General features: G+C 68.2%; 14 protein-coding genes. 5 read left to right on the top strand and 9 right to left on the bottom strand.

The genetic code is table 11. The features are described 5' to 3' along the window. The first annotated feature begins 1 nt into the window (after position 1). On the top strand, positions 2-3,310 hold the full coding sequence (locus BME24068_RS05410; protein WP_174925400.1) for an efflux RND transporter permease subunit: 3,309 nt from the start codon (positions 2-4) through the stop codon (positions 3,308-3,310). A gap of 118 nt (positions 3,311-3,428) precedes the next feature. Further along, on the top strand, positions 3,429-3,812 hold the full coding sequence (locus BME24068_RS05405; RefSeq protein ID WP_096507472.1) for a VOC family protein: 384 nt from the start codon (positions 3,429-3,431) through the stop codon (positions 3,810-3,812). An 82-nt stretch (positions 3,813-3,894) separates the two neighbouring features. Here the strand turns inward: BME24068_RS05405 and BME24068_RS05400 are convergent, their stop codons facing one another. Then, positions 3,895-5,466 (bottom strand): NYN domain-containing protein, encoded by a 1,572-nt coding sequence (locus BME24068_RS05400; protein ID WP_174925399.1) that lies wholly within the window; start codon positions 5,464-5,466, stop codon positions 3,895-3,897. A 261-nt stretch (positions 5,467-5,727) separates the two neighbouring features. On the opposite strand from BME24068_RS05400, the gene BME24068_RS05395 reads away from it, so the two are divergent. Beyond that, positions 5,728-6,357, top strand: a complete 630-nt coding sequence (locus BME24068_RS05395) for an NAD(P)H-binding protein (RefSeq protein ID WP_096507474.1) — start codon at positions 5,728-5,730, stop codon at positions 6,355-6,357. An 85-nt stretch (positions 6,358-6,442) separates the two neighbouring features. Here the strand turns inward: BME24068_RS05395 and BME24068_RS05390 are convergent, their stop codons facing one another. Beyond that, positions 6,443-6,994 carry a peroxiredoxin gene (locus tag BME24068_RS05390; protein WP_096507475.1) on the bottom strand — a complete coding sequence of 184 codons (552 nt, stop codon included), beginning with the start codon at positions 6,992-6,994 and terminating at the stop codon, positions 6,443-6,445. 279 nt (positions 6,995-7,273) lie between these two features. Between BME24068_RS05390 and cdpA the strand changes: the two genes are divergently transcribed. Beyond that, positions 7,274-9,013, top strand: a complete 1,740-nt coding sequence (gene cdpA / locus BME24068_RS05385; RefSeq protein ID WP_203368146.1) for a putative bifunctional diguanylate cyclase/phosphodiesterase — start codon at positions 7,274-7,276, stop codon at positions 9,011-9,013. A 25-nt stretch (positions 9,014-9,038) separates the two neighbouring features. Further along, on the top strand, positions 9,039-10,559 hold the full coding sequence (locus tag BME24068_RS05380) for an HDOD domain-containing protein (RefSeq protein WP_174925397.1): 1,521 nt from the start codon (positions 9,039-9,041) through the stop codon (positions 10,557-10,559). A 99-nt stretch (positions 10,560-10,658) separates the two neighbouring features. On the opposite strand, the gene BME24068_RS05375 is transcribed toward BME24068_RS05380, so the two are convergent. From BME24068_RS05375 to BME24068_RS05345, 7 genes are all read right to left on the bottom strand, one after another. Further along, a complete protein-coding gene (locus BME24068_RS05375) occupies positions 10,659-11,453 on the bottom strand; it encodes an ABC transporter substrate-binding protein (protein ID WP_096507478.1) in 795 nt (264 codons plus the stop codon). Positions 11,454-11,806: 353 nt separating this feature from the next. After that, a complete protein-coding gene (astE, locus tag BME24068_RS05370) occupies positions 11,807-12,874 on the bottom strand; it encodes a succinylglutamate desuccinylase (RefSeq protein ID WP_174925583.1) in 1,068 nt (355 codons plus the stop codon). Positions 12,875-12,881: 7 nt separating this feature from the next. Beyond that, positions 12,882-14,222 (bottom strand): N-succinylarginine dihydrolase, encoded by a 1,341-nt coding sequence (gene astB / locus BME24068_RS05365; protein WP_174925396.1) that lies wholly within the window; start codon positions 14,220-14,222, stop codon positions 12,882-12,884. A gap of 14 nt (positions 14,223-14,236) precedes the next feature. Beyond that, entirely contained in the window at positions 14,237-15,700 is a 1,464-nt protein-coding gene (astD, locus tag BME24068_RS05360; protein ID WP_174925395.1) for a succinylglutamate-semialdehyde dehydrogenase, read from the bottom strand. A 7-nt stretch (positions 15,701-15,707) separates the two neighbouring features. Next, positions 15,708-16,751 (bottom strand): arginine N-succinyltransferase, encoded by a 1,044-nt coding sequence (gene astA, locus BME24068_RS05355; RefSeq protein WP_174925394.1) that lies wholly within the window; start codon positions 16,749-16,751, stop codon positions 15,708-15,710. Then, the gene (gene aruF, locus BME24068_RS05350) at positions 16,748-17,815 is read right to left on the bottom strand and encodes an arginine/ornithine succinyltransferase subunit alpha (protein ID WP_096507483.1); all 1,068 of its coding nucleotides are present in this window, start codon (positions 17,813-17,815) and stop codon (positions 16,748-16,750) included. The genes astA and aruF overlap by 4 nt, the downstream gene beginning before the upstream one ends. A 30-nt stretch (positions 17,816-17,845) precedes the next feature. Beyond that, positions 17,846-19,078: an aspartate aminotransferase family protein gene (locus BME24068_RS05345; protein ID WP_174925393.1), complete on the bottom strand. Its 1,233-nt coding sequence runs from the start codon at positions 19,076-19,078 to the stop codon at positions 17,846-17,848. Between the last annotated feature and the right edge of the window lie 116 nt (positions 19,079-19,194).

Genomic DNA, 19,194 nt, shown 5'->3' with positions numbered 1-19,194 from the left:
CATGAACCTGTCGCGCCCCTTCATCACCCGCCCTGTCGCGACGACGCTGCTCGCGCTCGGCGTCGCGCTCGCGGGCCTGTTCGCGTTCATCAAGCTGCCGGTGTCGCCGCTGCCGCAGGTCGACTTCCCGACCATCTCGGTGCAGGCGTCGCTGCCCGGCGCGAGCCCGGAGACGGTCGCGACCAGCGTGACGAGCCCGCTCGAGCGGCACCTCGGCTCGATCGCCGACGTCACCGAAATGACGTCGACCAGCACCGTCGGCAACGCGCGGATCATCCTGCAGTTCGGGCTGAACCGCGACATCGACGGCGCCGCGCGCGACGTGCAGGCCGCGATCAACGCCGCGCGCGCCGACCTGCCCGCCTCGCTGAAGAGCAACCCGACGTACCGCAAGGTCAACCCGGCCGATTCGCCGATCATGATCGTGTCGCTCACGTCGGAAACGTCGTCGCCCGCGAAGCTGTACGACGCCGCGTCGACCGTGCTGCAGCAGTCGCTGTCGCAGATCGACGGGATCGGCCAGGTGACGGTGAGCGGCTCGGCGAACCCGGCGGTGCGCGTCGAACTCCAGCCGCAGGCGCTGTTCCATTACGGGATCGGCCTGGAAGACGTGCGGGCCGCGCTCGCATCCGCGAACGCGAACAGCCCGAAGGGCGCGATCGAATTCGGCCCGCAGCACTACCAGCTCTATACGAACGACCAGGCGTCGCAGGCATCGCAGTACAGCGATCTCGTCGTCGCGTACCGCAACGGCGCGGCCGTACGCCTGTCGGATCTGTCCGACGTCGTCGATTCGGTCGAGGATCTGCGCAACCTCGGCCTGTCGAACGGCAAGCGCGCGGTGCTCGTGATCCTCTACCGCTCCCCCGGCGCGAACATCATCGACACGATCGACCGCGTGCGCACGGCGCTGCCGCAACTCACCGCGTCGCTGCCGGCCGACGTCACGGTCACGCCGGTGCTCGACCGCTCGACCACGATCCGCGCGTCACTGAAGGACACCGAGCACACGCTGCTGATCGCGGTCAGCCTCGTCGTGATGGTCGTGTTCCTGTTCCTGCGCAACTGGCGCGCGACGCTGATCCCGAGCGTCGCGGTGCCGATCTCGATCATCGGCACGTTCGGCGCGATGTACCTGCTCGGCTTCTCGATCGACAACCTGTCGCTGATGGCGCTGATCGTCGCGACCGGGTTCGTCGTCGACGACGCGATCGTCGTGCTGGAAAACATCACCCGCCACATCGAGAACGGCAAGCCGCGGCTGCAGGCCGCGTTCGACGGCGCGCGCGAGGTCGGCTTCACGGTGCTGTCGATGAGCATTTCGCTCGTCGCGGTGTTCCTGCCGATCCTGCTGATGGGCGGCATCGTCGGGCGCCTGTTCCGCGAGTTCGCGCTGACGCTGTCGCTCGCGATCGCCGTGTCGCTCGCGGTCTCGCTCACGGTCACGCCGATGATGTGCGCGCGCCTGCTGCGCGAGCCGCACGAGGTCGAGGACGAAGGCCGCTTCGGCCGTTTCCTCGAGCGCTTCTTCACGCGGATGCAGCGCGGCTACGAGCGCTCGCTGTCGTGGGCGCTGCGCCGCCCGCTGCTGATCCTGCTGATCCTGTTCGCGACGATCGGCCTCAACGTCTACCTGTATATCGTCGTGCCGAAGGGCTTCTTTCCGCAGCAGGACACCGGGCTGATGATCGGCGGCATTCGGGCCGACCAGTCCACGTCGTTCCAGGCGATGAAGCTGAAGTTCACCGAGATGATGCGGATCGTGCAGGCCAACCCGAACGTGGCGAGCGTGGCGGGCTTCACCGGCGGCACGCAGACCAACTCGGGCTTCATGTTCGTGATGCTGAAGGATCGCACCCAGCGCAAGCTGTCCGCCGACCAGGTGATCCAGCAGTTGCGCAAGCCGCTGTCGGACGTCGCGGGCGCGAGCACGTTCCTGCAAGCCGCGCAGGACATTCGCGTGGGCGGCCGGCAGAGCAACGCGCAGTACCAGTTCACGCTGCTCGGCGATTCGACCGCCGATCTGTACAAATGGGGGCCGCTGCTGACCGAGGCGCTGCAAAAGCGCCCCGAGCTGACCGACGTGAACTCCGACCAGCAGCAAGGCGGCATGGAGGCCATGGTGACGATCGACCGCGCGACCGCCGCGCGGTTCGGCATCAAGCCCGCGCAGATCGACAACACGCTGTACGACGCGTTCGGCCAGCGCCAGGTCTCGACGATCTACAACCCGCTGAACCAGTACCACGTCGTGATGGAAGTCGCGCCGCAATACTGGCAGAGCCCGGAGATGCTGAACCAGGTATGGATCAGCACGTCGGGCGGCAGCGCGAACGGCTCGCAGACCACCAACGCCGCCGCCGGCACCTTCGTCGCGACGTCGGCCGGCACGTCGAGCGCCGGCACGGCCGCCACCAGCGCCGCGGCGATCGCCTCCGATTCCGCGCGCAACCAGGCGCTGAACTCGATCGCGTCGAGCGGCAAGTCGAGCGCGTCGTCGGGCGCGTCCGTGTCGACGTCGAAGTCGACGATGATCCCGCTGTCGGCGATCGCGTCCTTCGGCCCGAGCACGACGCCGCTGTCGGTCAACCACCAGGGGCTGTTCGTCGCGACAACCATCTCGTTCAACCTGCCGCCGGGCGTGTCGCTGTCGCAGGCGACCCAGATCATCTATCAGACGATGGGGCAGATCGGCGTGCCGCCGACGATCGTCGGCAGCTTCCAGGGCACCGCGCAGGCGTTCCAGCAATCGATGAACGACCAGCCGATCCTGATCCTCGCGGCGCTGCTGGCCGTCTACATCGTGCTCGGGATCCTGTACGAGAGCTACATCCACCCGATCACGATCCTGTCGACGCTGCCGTCGGCCGGCGTCGGCGCGCTGCTCGCGCTGCTGCTGTTCAAGACCGAGTTCAGCATCATCGCGCTGATCGGCGTGATCCTGCTGATCGGCATCGTGAAGAAGAACGCGATCATGATGGTCGACTTCGCGATCGACCAGACGCGCAACGCCAACAAGTCGTCGTTCGATGCGATCCACGAGGCGTGCCTGTTGCGCTTCCGGCCGATCATGATGACGACGATGGCGGCGCTCCTCGGCGCGCTGCCGCTCGCGTTCGGTCACGGCGACGGCGCCGAGCTGCGCGCGCCGCTCGGGATCGCCATCGCCGGCGGCCTGGTCATGTCGCAGGTGCTGACGCTCTATACGACGCCGGTCGTGTATCTGTACATGGACCGCCTGCGCGTCTGGGGCGAGGAGCGCCGCAACCGCCGCGGCAATTCGGGCGGCCCGGCGGTGGCCGGCGAGTAATCCACGAGTCGTGCACGAGCGGCCGCCCCCCGGGCGGCCGCTTGCATGCTTGAACCCCGGCGGCGATCGGCTATCGTGTGTCCATGCGCACCCTCGCGCCCGTTCCCGGGGACACACCATGAATGTCCAGCTGAACCATACGATCGTCTGGTGCCGCGACAAGCACGCGTCGAGCCGCTTTCTCACCGGGCTGCTGGAACTGCCGGCACCGACGCCGTTCGGCGCGATGCTGGTCGTCCAGCTCGACAACGGCGTGTCGCTCGACTTCTACGAACAGGACGGGGAGATCGCGGCGCAGCACTACGCGTTCCTGACCGACGAAGCCGGCTTCGATCGCGTGTACGCACGCATTCGCGAACAGGGGCTGCCGCACTGGGCCGATCCGGCGAAGCGGCAGCCCGATGACATCTACCGCCATAACGGCGGTCGCGGCGTGTATTTCGACGATCCGGACGGTCACTTCCTCGAGGTCATGACGCGCCCGTACGTGCTGAACGGATAACGGCGCCTCGACCGGGATTGCACCGGCCGGGACGCCTGGCGCGGGCGACGCCCCGAGTCGGGCACCGCCCCGCCCGCCGCCGTTACTCGGCGGCCGCCGTCGTCTTGCGCGGACGGCGCGCGCGCGCGGCCGTCTTGCGGGCCGGTTTCTTCGGCTTTGCATCGGCCGGCGCTTCACCGGCCGATTCCTGGGCCGCGTCGCCGCCCGATGCACGGGCCGGTTCAGCGGCCGATTCGACCGGCGCAGCGTCATGCGACGGCTGCGCGGCTGCGCCCGACCCGGCGAACTCGCCGGCCGACGGCGCCACGTGCTTCGCCGCGGTGTGGCGATCGTCGCCGTGCCCGGCGTCGCGATGCACCGCTTCGGCCTGCTTGCCGTCCGCGTGCTTGTCGCTACCGTGCTTCACGCCGCCGTGCACCGCATCGTCCGGCTTCGCCGCCGCATGACGGCCGGCACCCTTCGCGTCGCCGCCCTTCTTCGCGCCGGCCTTCTTCGCCGCACTCTTGCGCGTGCGCTTGCGGCCGTCCTTCGCATCGCCGTGGGTGTCCGTCGCCTCGACCGCATCGGGTGCATCAGGCACGTCGGGCGCTTCGATCGCGCCAGCCGATTCGGCCGTTTCCGCACGCACGTTCGCCGCTTCGGTCGTCACGTCGACCACGACCGTCTCCTGCGCGTCGACCTGCATGCTGTCCTGCACGGCAGCGGCCGCCTGGCCCCGCTGGCCGCGACGCCGCGGCTCGCGCGCGGCCGACGCCGGCTCCGCATGACGCGCGCCATGGCCGTGATGGCCGGCACCCGTGTCGCGCGCGCCCGGCGCCTGCTCGGCCGCCGCCGACTGGCGCGGCCGCGACACGAACGCGCCCGACTTGTCGTCGCGCCCGACTTCGAGCAGGCCGCGTGCCTGCGCTTCGTCGAGCAGGTTGCCGAACGCGCGGAAACCGTAATACGACTCGTTGAAGTCCGGCTTGCGGCGCTTGATCGCGCTCTTGAGCACCGACGCCCAGATCTTGCCGACGTCGTCGCGCTCCGACGCGAGCGCATCGAACGTCTCGACCGCCAGCGCGATCGCCTCGGTCCGGCGCACTTCCATCTCGGGCTTGCGCGACGGTTCGTCGGGCCGCTTCGCGCCGCCGTTGCCGGTGCGCTGCTGTTCGCGCTTCGCCAGCGCGCGCTGCTGCTCGCGCACCAGATCGTCGTAGAAAATGAATTCGTCGCAGTTCGCAACCAGCAGGTCCGACGTCGACTTCTTCACGCCGACCCCGATCACCTTCTTCGCGTTCTCGCGCAGCTTCGACACGAGCGGCGAAAAATCCGAGTCGCCGCTGATGATCACGAACGTATCGACGTGCGACTTCGTGTAGCAGAGATCGAGCGCGTCGACCACGAGCCGGATGTCGGCCGAGTTCTTGCCCGACTGGCGCACGTGCGGGATCTCGATCAGCTCGAAGCTCGCCTCGTGCATCGACGCCTTGAAGCCCTTGTAGCGCTCCCAGTCGCAATAGGCCTTCTTCACGACGATGCTGCCCTTCAACAGCAGGCGCTCCAGCACGGGCTTGATGTCGAATTTCTCGTACTTCGCGTCGCGCACGCCGAGCGCGACGTTCTCGAAGTCGCAGAACACGGCCATGCTGATGTTGTCCAGGGGTAATGCCATGTGTACTCCAACCGGTTGGTCGCCGCGTTGTATTCACTAGCGGCGGAAAATGCATCGCGCACATGATAGCCGGTCGGCGGGTCGATCCTGCAATCCGTGCGCAGCGACGGTGCCCTGACGGGCGCCGCCGGGCCATGCCCGCCGGCCGCATGCGGTGCGGCCCTCATTACCTGAGCGCCGCCGGCCCAAATCGACATACACTTGAGTATCGGTCGTCCGTCCCTATCTGGAAGGATGACGCATCGAGCAAGGAGCGCTTTCATGACGACGAAGGTACTGCTGATTGGCGCAACGGGCCGCACCGGCCTGGCCTGCGCGGATCTGCTGCTCAAGCAGCCGGAATTCGAGGTGACTGCGCTGGTGCGCCGGCACGGCTATGCGCTGCCGGGCGCGAAGGTCGTCGAGGCTGATCTGACGGGCGATTTCTCGCACGCGTTCCAGGGCATCACGCACGTGATCTACGCGGCCGGCTCGGCCGAGTCGGAAGGCGCCGCCGAAGAGGAGCGGATCGACCGCGACGCAGTCGCGCGCGCGGCCGACTATGCGCTCGCCTACAACGTGCAGAAGCTGGTCGTGATCAGTTCGCTGAGCGCGTACTGGCCGGAGCGCAGCGGCGACGCGCTGCGCCATTACTCGCAGATGAAGCGCGAAGGCGACGAGCGCGTGATCGCGTCGGACATCGACTACGTGATCCTGCGCCCCGGCCCGCTCGCGGACGGCCCGGGCGTCGGCAAGATCGCGCTGACCGAGGAGCCGCTCGACGCGGCGCCGCCCGTCTCGCGCCAGGATGTCGCATGGGCCGCGATCGAAGCGATCAAGCTTGGCATCTCGCGCAAGGTCATCGGCTTCGTCGGCGGCGGCGTGCCGATCGAGCAGGCGTTGCGCGCATAACGCACCCCCGCGCCGCCGCGCGTTGCGGTTGCTGCCCGGCGGCCCGCGATGCGGGCCGCTTGGCTTGGCGCCCGCTGCGAGGCGCTTACTGCTTCGGATGCGCGTCGACCCACGCCTTCACTGCGCCGAGCGTGTTCTCGACGTGCTTGTCCGGCGACAGGCTCGTGTATTCGTAGATCACCTTCCCTTCCGGCGAAATCACGTAGGACACGCGGTTCGCACGATCGAGCGCGGGCAGCTTCGCGTCGTATTCGCGGATGATCTTCGCGTCCGGGTCGGCCGCGACCGGGAACTTGCTGCGGCACTCGCTCACCGAGAACTTGGTCAGCGTGTCGATGTTGTCCGCGGATACGCCGATCACCGTCGCACCGTAAGCCTTGTAACGATCGACCGCATCGGCGAACGCATGCGCCTCGATCGTGCAGCCCTTCGTGAAGGCAGCCGGGTAGAAATACAACACGACCGGCCCGTGCTTCAGCGCATCGGCGAGCGAGTACGTGTAAGTCTTGCCGCCCAGCGACGCCTGCGTCGTAAAGTCGGGCGCGGTGTCGCCCGGTTTCAGTTGCGCCTGCGCGACCAGCGCATGACCGGCCACCAGCAGCGCCGCCGCGGCGCCCACCAACAGTTTTCGCTTCATCTGCGTCCTCATTTCTTATAAAGTCAGCCTCGATATAGGCTATACCGCCGTTCGCCTGCCGAACGTCACCCTGCATAATCCGACCCACCGGCAGCGCCAGCCGCGCCCGGGCGGTTAAAGATTCCGCGCAGTCTGCCGTTATTCCTTCCGGACAACCGGTTCCAGCCCTTCACGTCAGCGAGACACATGGAAGCCAACAGGAAACAGACGCCACGCAAGGGCACCTGGCGCAGCGCCTTGCATACGCTGCGCCGCTTCGCGTGGTCGGGCGGCGCGCTGATGCCTGCGCGCGCCGGCACGCCGCGCCGCGACGACACCGTGCGCGACTGGCTGGAACAGACGGTCGGCACGGTGGACTTCCTCGCCCATGTCGACCGCGAGCTGCGCTTCCTGTACGTGTCCGACGCGAGCCTGCGCTTCATCGGTTATCACCGCGACTACCTGCATACGCTGACGCTGCGCGACCTCATCGCGGAACAGGATACCGCGACGCTCGAAGGCCTGCTCGCGCGCGCCGCGCGTTCCGGCCAGGTCGAGAAGGCGACGATGTGCATCGTGAAGTCGCTCACCTACCCGCTCGACGTCGAAGTCCGCGCGTTCAAGAGCCGGCACCACGGCGTCGACGGCTTCGCGATCGCGGCATTCGACGTGTCGGCATGGCGCGCGCTCGAGGCGCGCCTGACGTATGAAATGCATCACGACTCGATGACGGGGCTCGACAATCTGTCCGCGCTCGTGCCCGCGCTGATGCGCGCGCAGCAGGCCGCCGACGAGGCCGGCACCTGCGCGGCGCTGCTCCTGCTCGATCTCGACGACTATCAACGCATCAACCGCGCGCTCGGCTACGACGCCGGCGACGCGCTGCTGCGCGAAACCGCGCGGCGGCTGCAGGCGCTCGTCACGCCCGGCGAACAGCTCGCGCGCGTCGCGAGCGACAAGTTCGCGGTCGTGTTCACCGCATCGGACCGCGCGCGCTGCAGCGACGCGGCGGACGCGCTCGCGCGCCGGCTGCAGGCCGCGGTGCGCGAACCTTACGTGTACCAGGGGCAGACCGTGCACCTGTCGGCGAGCATCGGCATCGCGCTCTACCCCGACGAGCGCGCCGCGCCGCACCGCGCGCAGCACCACAGCCCGCTGCTGCGCCGCGCCGACCACGCGCTCACGCAGGCGAAGGCGTCGGGCGGCAATGCGCTCGCGTTTCATGCCCCCGTCGACGATCCGGCCGACGCCGAGCGGCTCAAGCTCGAAGCCGACCTGTACGACGGCGTGCGCAACGGCGAGTTCTCGCTCCATTTCCAGCCGATCACGCTCAGCCAGTCGGGCGCGGTGGTCGGCGTCGAGGCGCTGATCCGCTGGCGCCATCCGGTGCACGGGCTCGTGCCGCCGGCGACGTTCATCCCGCTCGCCGAATCGATCGGCCTGATCAACTATCTCGGCAACTGGGTGCTCAAGGCTGCGTGCATGCAGCTCGTCGCGTGGGATCGCCAGGGGCTCGCACTGCAGTACGTGGCGGTCAACGTGTCGCCGCAGCAGTTCCGCGACCCGCGTTTCGCGCAGAGCGTGCGCGAGGCGATGACGCTGACGGGCATCGATCCGCACCGCATCGTGCTGGAAATCACCGAAAGCCTGCTGATGCACGATCCCGCGAAGGCGAAAGGGCTGCTCGAAGAGCTGACCGAGATGGGCATCCGCTTCGCGATCGACGATTTCGGCACCGGCTATTCGAGCCTCGCCTACCTGCAGCGCTTCCCGCTCGCGAAGCTGAAGATCGACCGCAGCTTCGTCGAGAACCTGCTGACCTCGCGCAACGATCGCGCGATCGTGTCGGCGGTGGTCGGCCTCGCGCAGACGCTCAACCTCGAGCTCGTCGCGGAAGGCGTCGAGACGGAAGCGCAGCGCGCGCTGCTGACCGAGATGGGCTGCAACCACATCCAGGGCTGGCTCGTCTGCCAGGCCCTGCCGTCCGAGGAACTCGCGCGGCGCTTCGAGGCGCAGCAACTGCGCCTGCACGCTGCCTGATACCCGGCGAACCGAACAGATCCGTATGTCAATCACCGAACACCTGCCCCGCACGGCGCTGCTCGACAAGCTGTGGGCCCGGATGAACGAACGGGGCGACTTCCCGCTGCTGTCGGAATCGCTGCGCGCGACGATGGCCGCGATGAAAAACGACGACCTCGACTTCACCGCGCTCGTGCGCGTCGTGCTGTCGGACTTCGCCCTCACGCACAAGGTACTGCGACTCGCGAATTCCGCGATGTACATGGCGTTCGGCGGCAACATCACGACCGTCACGCGAGCGCTGATGGTGCTCGGCATGGACACGGTCGGCCATCTCGTCGTCGGGCTGAAGCTCGTCGACCATTTCCACCACAGCACGCTACGCCGCATCGACGCGAAGCTCGAGCTGAACCGCGCGCTGCTGTCCGGCTGCGTCGCGCGCAAGCTGACCGAGCATGCGCAGTTGCGCGGCGGCGAGGAAGCCGTCGTCTGCACGCTGATGCGCCAGGTCGGCAAGCTGCTCGTGGTCTGCTATCTCGACAGCGAATGGGATCGCATCCGCCGTCGCGCCGCCGAGCTGAACGGCGACGAAGCGGCCGCATGCGTCGACGTGCTGGGCGTCGGTTTCGAAACGATCGGCCTCGAGGCCGCCGCGAGCTGGCGGCTGCCCGCCGTGATCCGCGCCGGGATGGCCGACGGCGACGCTCACGCGGCACACGCCGAGCTGCTCGGCGAGGACGACGAGAGCGACGCCCGTGCCAACCGCCGACGCACCGCGGACGCGTCGGACCACGACAGCCCCGAGCACGTACGCTGGCTGCGCGCGGTGAGCCGCTGCTCGACCGACGTCGCCAGTGCGCTCGCGATGCCCGCGAGTCCGCAGCGCGACGCCCGCATCGCGGTGCTCGCGCAGCACTACGGCACGGAACTGCAAATCGAATCCGGCGCGCTCGTCGGGATCGCCGACCGGCTCGCGCGCGAGGAAGCCAGCGACACCGTGATGCGCGAGATCGTCGAGCTGCGCGCGAACGCCGATGCGATCGCGCGGGCGCAGGCCGAACCGAAGGCGTGCCTGGAAGCGGGCCTCGCGGATCTGCGCGCGCTGCCGTCCGAACACGTGCTGACGCCGGTGCTCGCGCTCGCGTCGGAAAGCCTGCTCGCGGGCCTCGCGTTCACGCGCACCGTGATGTTCGTACGCCGCGACGACGGCACGTTCGCCGCGCGCCTCGGCTTCGGCCCCGGCGTCGATGCGGCGCTCGAGCGGCTGCGCTTCGACGAGCGCTTCGAGCCGGACGTCTTCCATCTCGCGATCACGAACTCGGTCGGCATCTTCATCGAACAGGCGCAGGAACCGAAGATGGTGAAACGCCTGCCCGCGTGGTACCTCGATGCGCTGCCCGATACGCGCGCGTTCGTGCTGCTGCCGGTGCGCGTGGGCACGACGACCGTCGGGCTGCTGTACGGCGACTGGGCCGGCGCGCAACCCGCGCGCAAGATCACGCAGCAGGAAATGGGCGTGCTCAACGAGCTCGCGCGGGAACTGGCCCGCTTCTTCCCGTCGTAACGCCGGCAACCGCCGGCACCGGCCACTTCGAATAGCCGGGCCGCAAAAGCAAACCGGCCGCAAAAGCGGCCGGCTGCATCGTGCGACGAATCGAAACGCTTACTTGAGCGTCACGGGCACGCTGAAGTACTTCTTCGCGAGGTTGTCGATCGTGCCGTCGGCCTTCAGTTCCTTCAGCGCCTGATCGAGCGCGGTCTTCAGCGCCGCGTCGTTCTTGCGCAGACCGAAGCCGACGCCCGAGCCGAGAATCTCCGCATCGCTGACCGTGCCGCCGGCGAACGCGAAACCCTGGCCTTGCGGCTTCGACAGGAAGCCCTTCGAGCCGGCTTCCGAATCCTGGAACGTCGCGTCGAGGCGGCCCGACTTCAGGTCGGCGTACGCCAGGTCCTGCGTCTGATACGGCACGACTTCGACGCCTGCCGGCGCCCACTTCTTCTTCGCGTACGCTTCCTGGATCGTGCCCTGCAGCACGCCGATGCGCTTGCCCTTCAGCGACTGCGGCGTCGGCTGCAGGCCGCCGCCCTGCTTCGCGATCAGCTGGTTCGGGATCGTGTAGATCGGATCGGTGAACGCGATCGCGTGCTTGCGCTGGTCGGTGATCGTCATGTCCGAGTTGATCGCATCGAACTTGCGTGCCTGCAGCGCGGGAATCAGGCCGTCGAAGTCGTTCTCGACCCACACGCACTTCGTCTTCAGCTTCGCGCACACCGCGTTGCCGATGTCGATGTCGAAGCCGGTCAGCTTGCCGTCGGGCGTCTTGTATTCGAACGGCGCGTACGAGGCCTCGACGCCGAACCGGATCTCCTTCAGATCCGCAGCCATCGCGCTGCCTGCCGCCACGGCCGATGCCGCCACTACCGCGTGCGCGGCCACTTTACGCCAATCCAACTTCATCAGGTGTTCTCCTCGATACTCGAATGTTCCGGAACTACGGGCGCATGCATCATTGCAGGGTCGGATGACAACGACAATGCCGACGCCGCGCCTTGATGCGGCGCAACAGCCGCAAGGCCGCGATTGTACCAATCCGCGCGGCCCGATACGGCAAAGCGGCCGCCGATGCACGATGCTGCGCTGCGTGCGCGGCGGCCGCCACGCGCCCCGTCGAACTCGCAAGACGGTGTCGCAAATACGCAAGCGCGACGCGCGGGCCGTCTGCGCGGCGTGCAGACGTCATCGCAAAAATGAATGGACGAAAGGCGATGCACGGGCGGCGAGCCGCCGCGGCCCACCCGCTTGCGCATCGGTCAGACGAGCGAGGCCAGCGTGTCGCGCGTCGTATCGACGACGAGCAGGCCCGCGCGCAGACCCGGCTTCACGGTCGGATTCGGGAACACGATGCGCTCCTCGTCGTGCTGCACCGTGTAGCGGTAGTCGCCGTCCTGCGCGAGCACGGTGCCGCGCGCGAACGCGGTGAAGTTCGCGACGTCGGCCGCGACGAACAGCTCGAGCGCGTCGCTCTGCTTCGTGATCTGGTCGATCACGGTGAACACGCGCGGCAACGACGGACGGCCGCCCCGCGGATGGCCGCCCCGCACATCGACGTCACCGGGCGCGCCCGAGACCAGCTTGCGCACCGCCCGGTCGGCCGGCGCAAAGCGCGACAGGTCGTTCTGGCCGAACGGCCGCACCTTGCCGAGCTCGAGCGTGCACGCGAGCGCGCCGCAATGCTCGGCCGTGAAATGCGAATACGTGTTGCCCTTCGCGGTGTGCAGCAGCACGGCCGCGATGCGCGCGTCGCCGAGCCATTCGATCATCGCGCGCGTCGGCGGCGTGCCCGTATGCGGCAGCAGCGCGAACTGCTCGAACACCGATGCGCGGATCGCCGTGTGCATGTCGATGTGCCAGCGCGCACTGCCCGCCGGCGCGGCCGCGAAGAATTCGGCAGCCGCCGTTTCGAGCCGCACCGCGCGCGGCGCTTCGCGGCTCGCGGGCACCTGCGCGTGACGGCCGCCGAACAGGCGGTTCAGATCGTCGTCGAGATAGCGCTCGCCCGCCCGCATCGCCGGCACGTTGCCGAGCACGACGAGCAGCCGGCACGCGAGCGGCAGCGCGCCGGCGGCAAGATCGCGAACCAGCATCGACAACAGTTCGATCGGCGCGGTCTCGTCGCCGTGCACGCCGGCGGAGACGAGCACGTTCGCACGCGCCGTATCGCCCGCAGTGTCGCGCGCCGCCGGCTCCAGCGCGACCAATCCGTCGCCGAGCCATTGCCAGCGCACCGCGCCGCCCGCGCACGTGCCTTGCTTTACGTCCGGCGTGTCGCCCGCGAGCGTGAACGCGAGAAAGTCGTCGAGCAGCGCGGTCGCCGACATGCCGTGCTCAGCGCTGGAAGTCATACAGCGACCCGACGCGCAGGATCTGCGTGAGCGCGTCGAGCGCCGTGCGCGATTCGTCGAGCAGCGTCGGATCGGCGAGATCGTCCGGTGCGAGGCGATCGCGGTAGTGCTTTTCGATCCACGCGTCGAGCGACGCGAACAGCGTGTCGTTCATCCACACGTTCGACGTGACGGCCGCGCGCTCCGCGTCGTTCAGCACGACACGCAGGCGCAGGCATGCGGGGCCGCCGCCGTTCTTCATGCTTTCGCGCAGGTCGAACACGAGCACGTCGCGGATCGGGCCGTTGCCGCTCGCGAGGTGGTCGAGATAGGCCGCGACGTTCGCGTTCTCGCGGCATTCCTGCGGTACGACGAGCACCTGCGAACCGTCCGTGCGCGACAGCAGTTGGCTGTTGAACAGATACGACGTGACCGCATCGTTCACGCTCACGGCCGCATCGGGCACCTCGATCACGTTCAGCCGCGCGCCGCGTGCGTCGAGCGTCGCCGTCAGCGTGTCGTAGATCGCCTGCTTGTTGACGAACGCGCGCTCGTGCGTGAACAGCGTGTCGCGGTTGCCGACGGAAATCACGTCGTTGTGGAACACGCCCGCGTCGATCACGTCCGGATCCTGCTGCGCGTAGACCGTGGCCGTTTCGGCCAGCCCGTGGCGCTGCGCGATCGCGCGGCTCGCCTCGAAGGTCTGGCGCGCCGGGAAGCGCTTCGGCTCCGGGCCGCGGCGGTATTCCGAGCGGCCGTACACGAAGAACTCGACGCCCGGCTTGCCGTACTCGGCGCAAAAGCGCGTATGGTTCGCCGCGCCTTCGTCGCCGAGCGCCGGCGTGCCCGTCAGCGCCTCGTGCACCGCGAAGTGCGCGGGATCGGCGAACAGCGTCGACAGCGTGCGGCGCGTCGCTTCGTGCTCGATCGCACGATGCAGTTTGCTGCACAGGTTGGCCGGCGTGAAGTGCACGCGGCCGTCGCTCGTGTCGGCCGACGGGCTGACGGTGGCCGCGTTCGCGGTCCACATCGCCGACGCCGAACTCGCCGCGGCGAGCAGCTCGGGCGCCTGCTTCGCGGCCTTCGCGATCACGTCCGCGTCCTTGCCGGAGAAGCCGAGTTCGCGCAGCAGGCGCAGCGACGGCCGTTCCTGCGGCGGCAGCACGCCTTGCGCGAAACCGAGATCCGCGAGCTGCTTCATCTTGCGCAGCCCCTGCTTCGCCGCGGCCTTCGGGTTCGCGGCCGACTTCTCGTTGTTGAGCGACGCCACGTTGCCGAACGACAGTCCGGCGTAGTTGTGGGTCGGGCCGACGAGTCCGTCGAAATTGGCTTCTTGTGCGTTCATCGTCGTTCCCTCGATCAGAAATGCAGGCCCGGCGACAGGCTCGCGGGCAAGGTCAGTTGGGTGCTTTCCACCGACGCCATCGGATACGCGCAATAGTCGGCCGCGTAGTACGCGCTCGGCCGATGGTTGCCCGAGCGGCCCGAACCGCCGAACGGCGCGGCGGACGATGCGCCGTTGGTCGGACGGTTCCAGTTGACGATCCCCGCGCGGATCGTGCGGCGGAAATGCGTCCATGCGTGCTCGTCGTCGGCGAGCAGGCCGGCGGACAGGCCGAACGCCGTGTCGTTCGCGCGCTCGATCGCTTCGTCGAACGTCGCGTAGCGGACGATCTGCGCGAGCGGGCCGAAGTGCTCTTCGTCGGGCAGGTTCGCCACGCCGGTCACGTCGACGATCGATGCGTTCACGAAACCGAGGCGCGGGTCGCGCTGCGTCATCGCGATGATCGGCTTCGCGCCCTGCTCGATCAGGCGCGACTGCGCGTCGACGAGCTTCGCGGCCGCGCGTGCCGAGATCACCGCGCCCATGAACGGCTGCGGATCGGCATCGAACACGTCGGCGGTGATCTTCGACGTGACGTCGGCGAAGCGTGCGAGGAAGCGGTCGCCGAACGCGCCCTGCGGCACGAAGATGCGGCGCGCGCACGTGCAGCGCTGGCCGGCCGACAGGAAGGCCGACTGGATCGTGTGATGCACGGCCGCGTCGATGTCCTCGACTTCGCCGATCACGAGCGGGTTGTTGCCGCCCATCTCGAGTGCGAGCACGATCTCCGGACGGCCGCCGAACTGCTTGTGCAGCAGCGTGCCGGTGTCCGAGCTGCCCGTGAAGAACAGCCCGTCGATCTGGCGGTGGTTCGCGAGCGCGATGCCCGTGTCCTTCTCGCCCTGCACGAGGTTCAGCACGCCGGCCGGCAGCCCGGCGTCGTGCCACACCTCGACCGTCGCGCGCGCGACGCCCGGTGCGAGTTCCGACGGCTTGAACACGACCGTGTTGCCCGCGATCAGCGCCGGCACGATATGGCCGTTCGGCAAGTGGCCGGGGAAGTTGTACGGACCGAACACCGCCACGACACCGTGCGGGCGATGGCGCAGCACCGCGACGCCGTCGGCCATGTCCTGGCGCTTCTCGCCGGTGCGTTCCCGATAGGCCTGGATCGAGATGCCGACCTTCGCGGCCATCGCGGCGACTTCGGTGCGCGCTTCCCACAGCGGCTTGCCCGTCTCGCGGCCGATCGCGGCGGCGATCGCTTCCTTGCGCTCCGTGAGCAACGCCGCGAAGCGCTTGACGATCTCGCAGCGGGCTTCGAAGTCAAGTGCCGACCAGCCGGCGAAGGCGCGGCGCGCGCTCGCGACCGCGCGGTCGACGTCGGCAGCCGATGCGCTGCCGCCCTGCCACGCGATGTCGTCGGTGCCGGGGTTGCGCGAAGCGAACGCGGGGCCCGAGCCTGCGACCCAGGCGCCGTCGATGAAAAGTTCCGTCATGATTCGTTTATCCCTGTTTGACTTTGAGCGGCAGCACGCGGACCGGATCGCCGGCCTTCACGTCGAGCGCGACGGCATCGTCGGCCGACAGCACGAACGAACCGTTCGCGACCACGCCCGGCGCGACGCCGACACGGAAATCGTCCAGCGACGTGTTCGACACGAGCGACTTCGGCGGATGGCCGCCCTGCGCGTCCTCCGCGTCCGGCACGCCGATCGCGACCGGCACGACGACGCTCTCGCGCACCGTGCGCAGGTCGTTGACGTGGCATTCGAGCACCGGGCCCGCGTCGAAGATGTCGACGTGGTTCTGGTAGCGCAGCCCTTCCGCTTCGAGCATCTTGCGCGCCGGCAGCGTGTCGCGGTGCGTGAGGCCGACCGCGTCCTGCGCGTCCTGCGGCAGCAGGTCCACGTACACCGGATAGCGCGGCATCAGTTCCGCGAGGAACGACTTGCGGCCGTGCGAGCTCAGGTAGTCCGCTGCATTGAAATCGATCTGGTAGAAGTGCGAACCGACTGCGCGCCAGAACGGCGACGTGCCGTCTTCGTCAAAGTGGCCGCGCAGTTCCGCGCAGATGCGTTCCGGGAAGCGGTCGCGGAACTGCGCGATGAACATGAAGCGCGAGCGCGACAGCAGGCCGCCGACGCCGCCCGTGCGATAGCGCGGGCTCAGGAACAGCGAGCACACTTCCGCGTAGCCCGTCAGGTCGTGCGAGATGTTCAGCGCGGACATCCGCGTCCACACGCCGAGCTCCTGGCTCGCGTGCACGACCGTGCTCACGCGATAGTTGTAGAACGGCTGTTCGAGGCCGACCTGCGTCTCGATCCCGCACACGCCCGCGATGTCGCCCGTCGTCGACTCTTCCATCACGAAGAAGTAGCCGGCTTCGCCCGCCGCCGCGTTGCCTTCGAGCGTGCGCCGCGAGCGTTCGATGCGCGCGGCGAGCGCGTCGCGGTCGGGCTTGAACGTGGTCAGGCCCGGCCCGGTTTCCTTCGCGAGCGACACGAGCGCGTCGACGTCGCCCGTTTGTACGACCCGAACGACGATCATGCTGCGTCTCCCTTCAAATCTTCATCGTCGCGGCGGTGCAGCGGCACGCAGCGCACGACATCGCCATCCTTGACATCGAGTGCCGCGCGCACGTCGCCGGCCAGCGGCGCATGGGCGCCCCGCGCGTCAGCCGTATCGCCCGGCAGGTCGGCCAGCACGCAGCGGAACGATTCGCCGCTGCCGGTCGACACCAGGTACGCCACGTCGCCCTGCTGATGCGCGGCTTCGCGCACCGTGCGCTCCGCGCCGTGCTTCACGCACGACGTGCGGTCGACCTGTGCGGTCAGCACCGGGCCCGCGTCGAAGATGTCGACGAAGCGGTCCGGCTCGAAGCCTTCCTCGAGGTGGATGTCGTACGCGAGCAGCGCCGTTTCGTTCGGCTCGCCGAGCACGCGCTGCGCGGCTTCCGGCAACAGCGGCACGTAGAGCGGATACGCGGGCATCACTTCCGCGATGAATGTGCGGCTGCGGCCGCCCGATGCGATGTCGACATCGGTGAAGTCGCGGCCGAAGAACTTGCGGCCCACCGCTTCCCAGAACGGCGATGCGCCCGTGTTGTCGCTCACGCCGAGCAGCAGCGTGAACACTTCCGGCGTGAAGCGGCGGCGGTTCGCGGCGATATACATCATCCGCGCACGCGAGATCAGGTGCGCGGCCGCGTCGCCGCGCAGCGACGGATCGACGTAGAAGCCCGCCAGCCGGCTCTTGCCGGTCAGCTCGTGCGACATCGTGAGCGCGTGGATCTTGCGGTTCACGTGCAGCTCGCGCGACGCGTGGATCAGTGCGTCGTTGCGGAACGCGTAGAACGGTTCCGAGTAGCCGGCCGCGGCCACGATGCTCGCCGTGCCGAGCAGCTTGCCCGTCGACGAATCCTCGAGCACGAAGAGATAGAACTCTTCGCCGGCGAAGTCGACGTCCGCGCGAAACGAATCCTCGGAGAGCGCCACACGCGCTTCGAGCGCCGCGCGGTCGTGCGGCAGCGAGTGCAGGACCGGCTGCGCGGTGCGCGCCATGTGCGCGAGCGCATCGAGATCCGTGAGTTTGCCGGGGCGAACAAATAGCATCGTCGTTCCTGTTCTGCGGTGGGTGCGCGATCAGCGCGCGGTGGCTTCCTGGGCTGCGAGCACCTGTTCGACCGCCTTCTCGAAGCGCTTCATGCCTTCGTCGAGCAGGTCGAGCGGAATCACGAGCGACGGGACGAAGCGCAGCACGTTCGGGCCGGCGATCAGCATGATCAGGCCGTTCTCTGCCGCTGCGGTGACGAAGTCCTTCGCGCGGCCGTCGAATGCGGCGGTGAGTTCCGCGCCGACCAGCAGGCCCTTGCCGCGGATGTCCTTGAAGATGCCGAAGCGTGCATTGATGCGTTCGAGCGCGCCTTTCAGCCGCACGCTGCGTTCGCGCACGCCTTCGAGCAGTGCCGGGTCGCCGATCAGTTCGACGACCTTGTCGGCAATGGCCGATGCGAGCGGGTTGCCGCCGTACGTCGTGCCGTGCACGCCGACCTTGAAGTGGGCGGCCAGTTCGTTCGTCGTCAGCATCGCGCCGATCGGGAAGCCGTTGCCGAGTGCCTTCGCGGTCGTCAGGATGTCCGGCGTAACGCCCGTGTCCATGTATGCGTAGAACTGGCCCGTGCGGCCGACGCCCGTTTGCACTTCGTCGAAAATCAGCAGTGCGCCGTTGGCGTCGCATGCTTCGCGCAGTGCCTTCAGGAACGCCGGATCGGCCGGGATCACGCCGCCTTCGCCCTGCACCGGCTCGACGATCACCGCGCAGGTTTGCGGGCCGATTGCGGCTTTCGCGGCTTCGATGTCGTTGAACGACAGGTGCTTGATGCCGGCCGGCACCGGACCGAAGCCTTCCGAGTACTTCGGCTGGCCGCCGACGCTGACCGTGAAGAACGTGCGGCCGTGGAACGACTGCACGAACGACACGATTTCGTATTTATCGGCGCCGTGGCGGTCGAACGCGACGCGGCGTGCCAGCTTCAGTGCGGCTTCGTTCGCTTCCGCGCCCGAGTTCGCGAAGAATGCGCGGTCGGCGAAGGTCAGCGATTCGAGGCGTTTGGCGAGGCGCAGCACCGGCTCGTTCGTGTAGCCGTTGCCGATGTGCCAGAGCTTGCGGCCTTGTTCGTCCAGGACCTTCAGCAGTTCCGGGTGGCCGTGGCCCAGCGACGTCACCGCGATGCCGCAGGCGAAATCCACGTATTCGCGGCCGGCGGTGTCCCACACGCGGGAGCCCTCTGCACGGTCCGGCACGAACGGCGCGGGTGAGAATACCGGCACCATCACTTCGTCGAATGTCTGGCGGGTCACGGTCGAGGTCGTCATGGTCGTTCCTTTCGGTTTCGTAAGAGGGTTCAACAGGATCAAGTTTAGGTAAGGGTGACGCAAGCGTCTTGCGGAATTGCGACGGGTTCTATCGGAAGCGGTTTCTTCGGTCTATT

The sequence above is a fragment of the Burkholderia anthina genome (genome assembly GCF_902498995.1).
Classification (GTDB): Bacteria; Pseudomonadota; Gammaproteobacteria; order Burkholderiales; family Burkholderiaceae; genus Burkholderia; species Burkholderia anthina.
The sequence above is the reverse complement of the archived record's forward strand: the minus strand, read 5'-3'. Positions and strand labels throughout refer to the sequence as shown.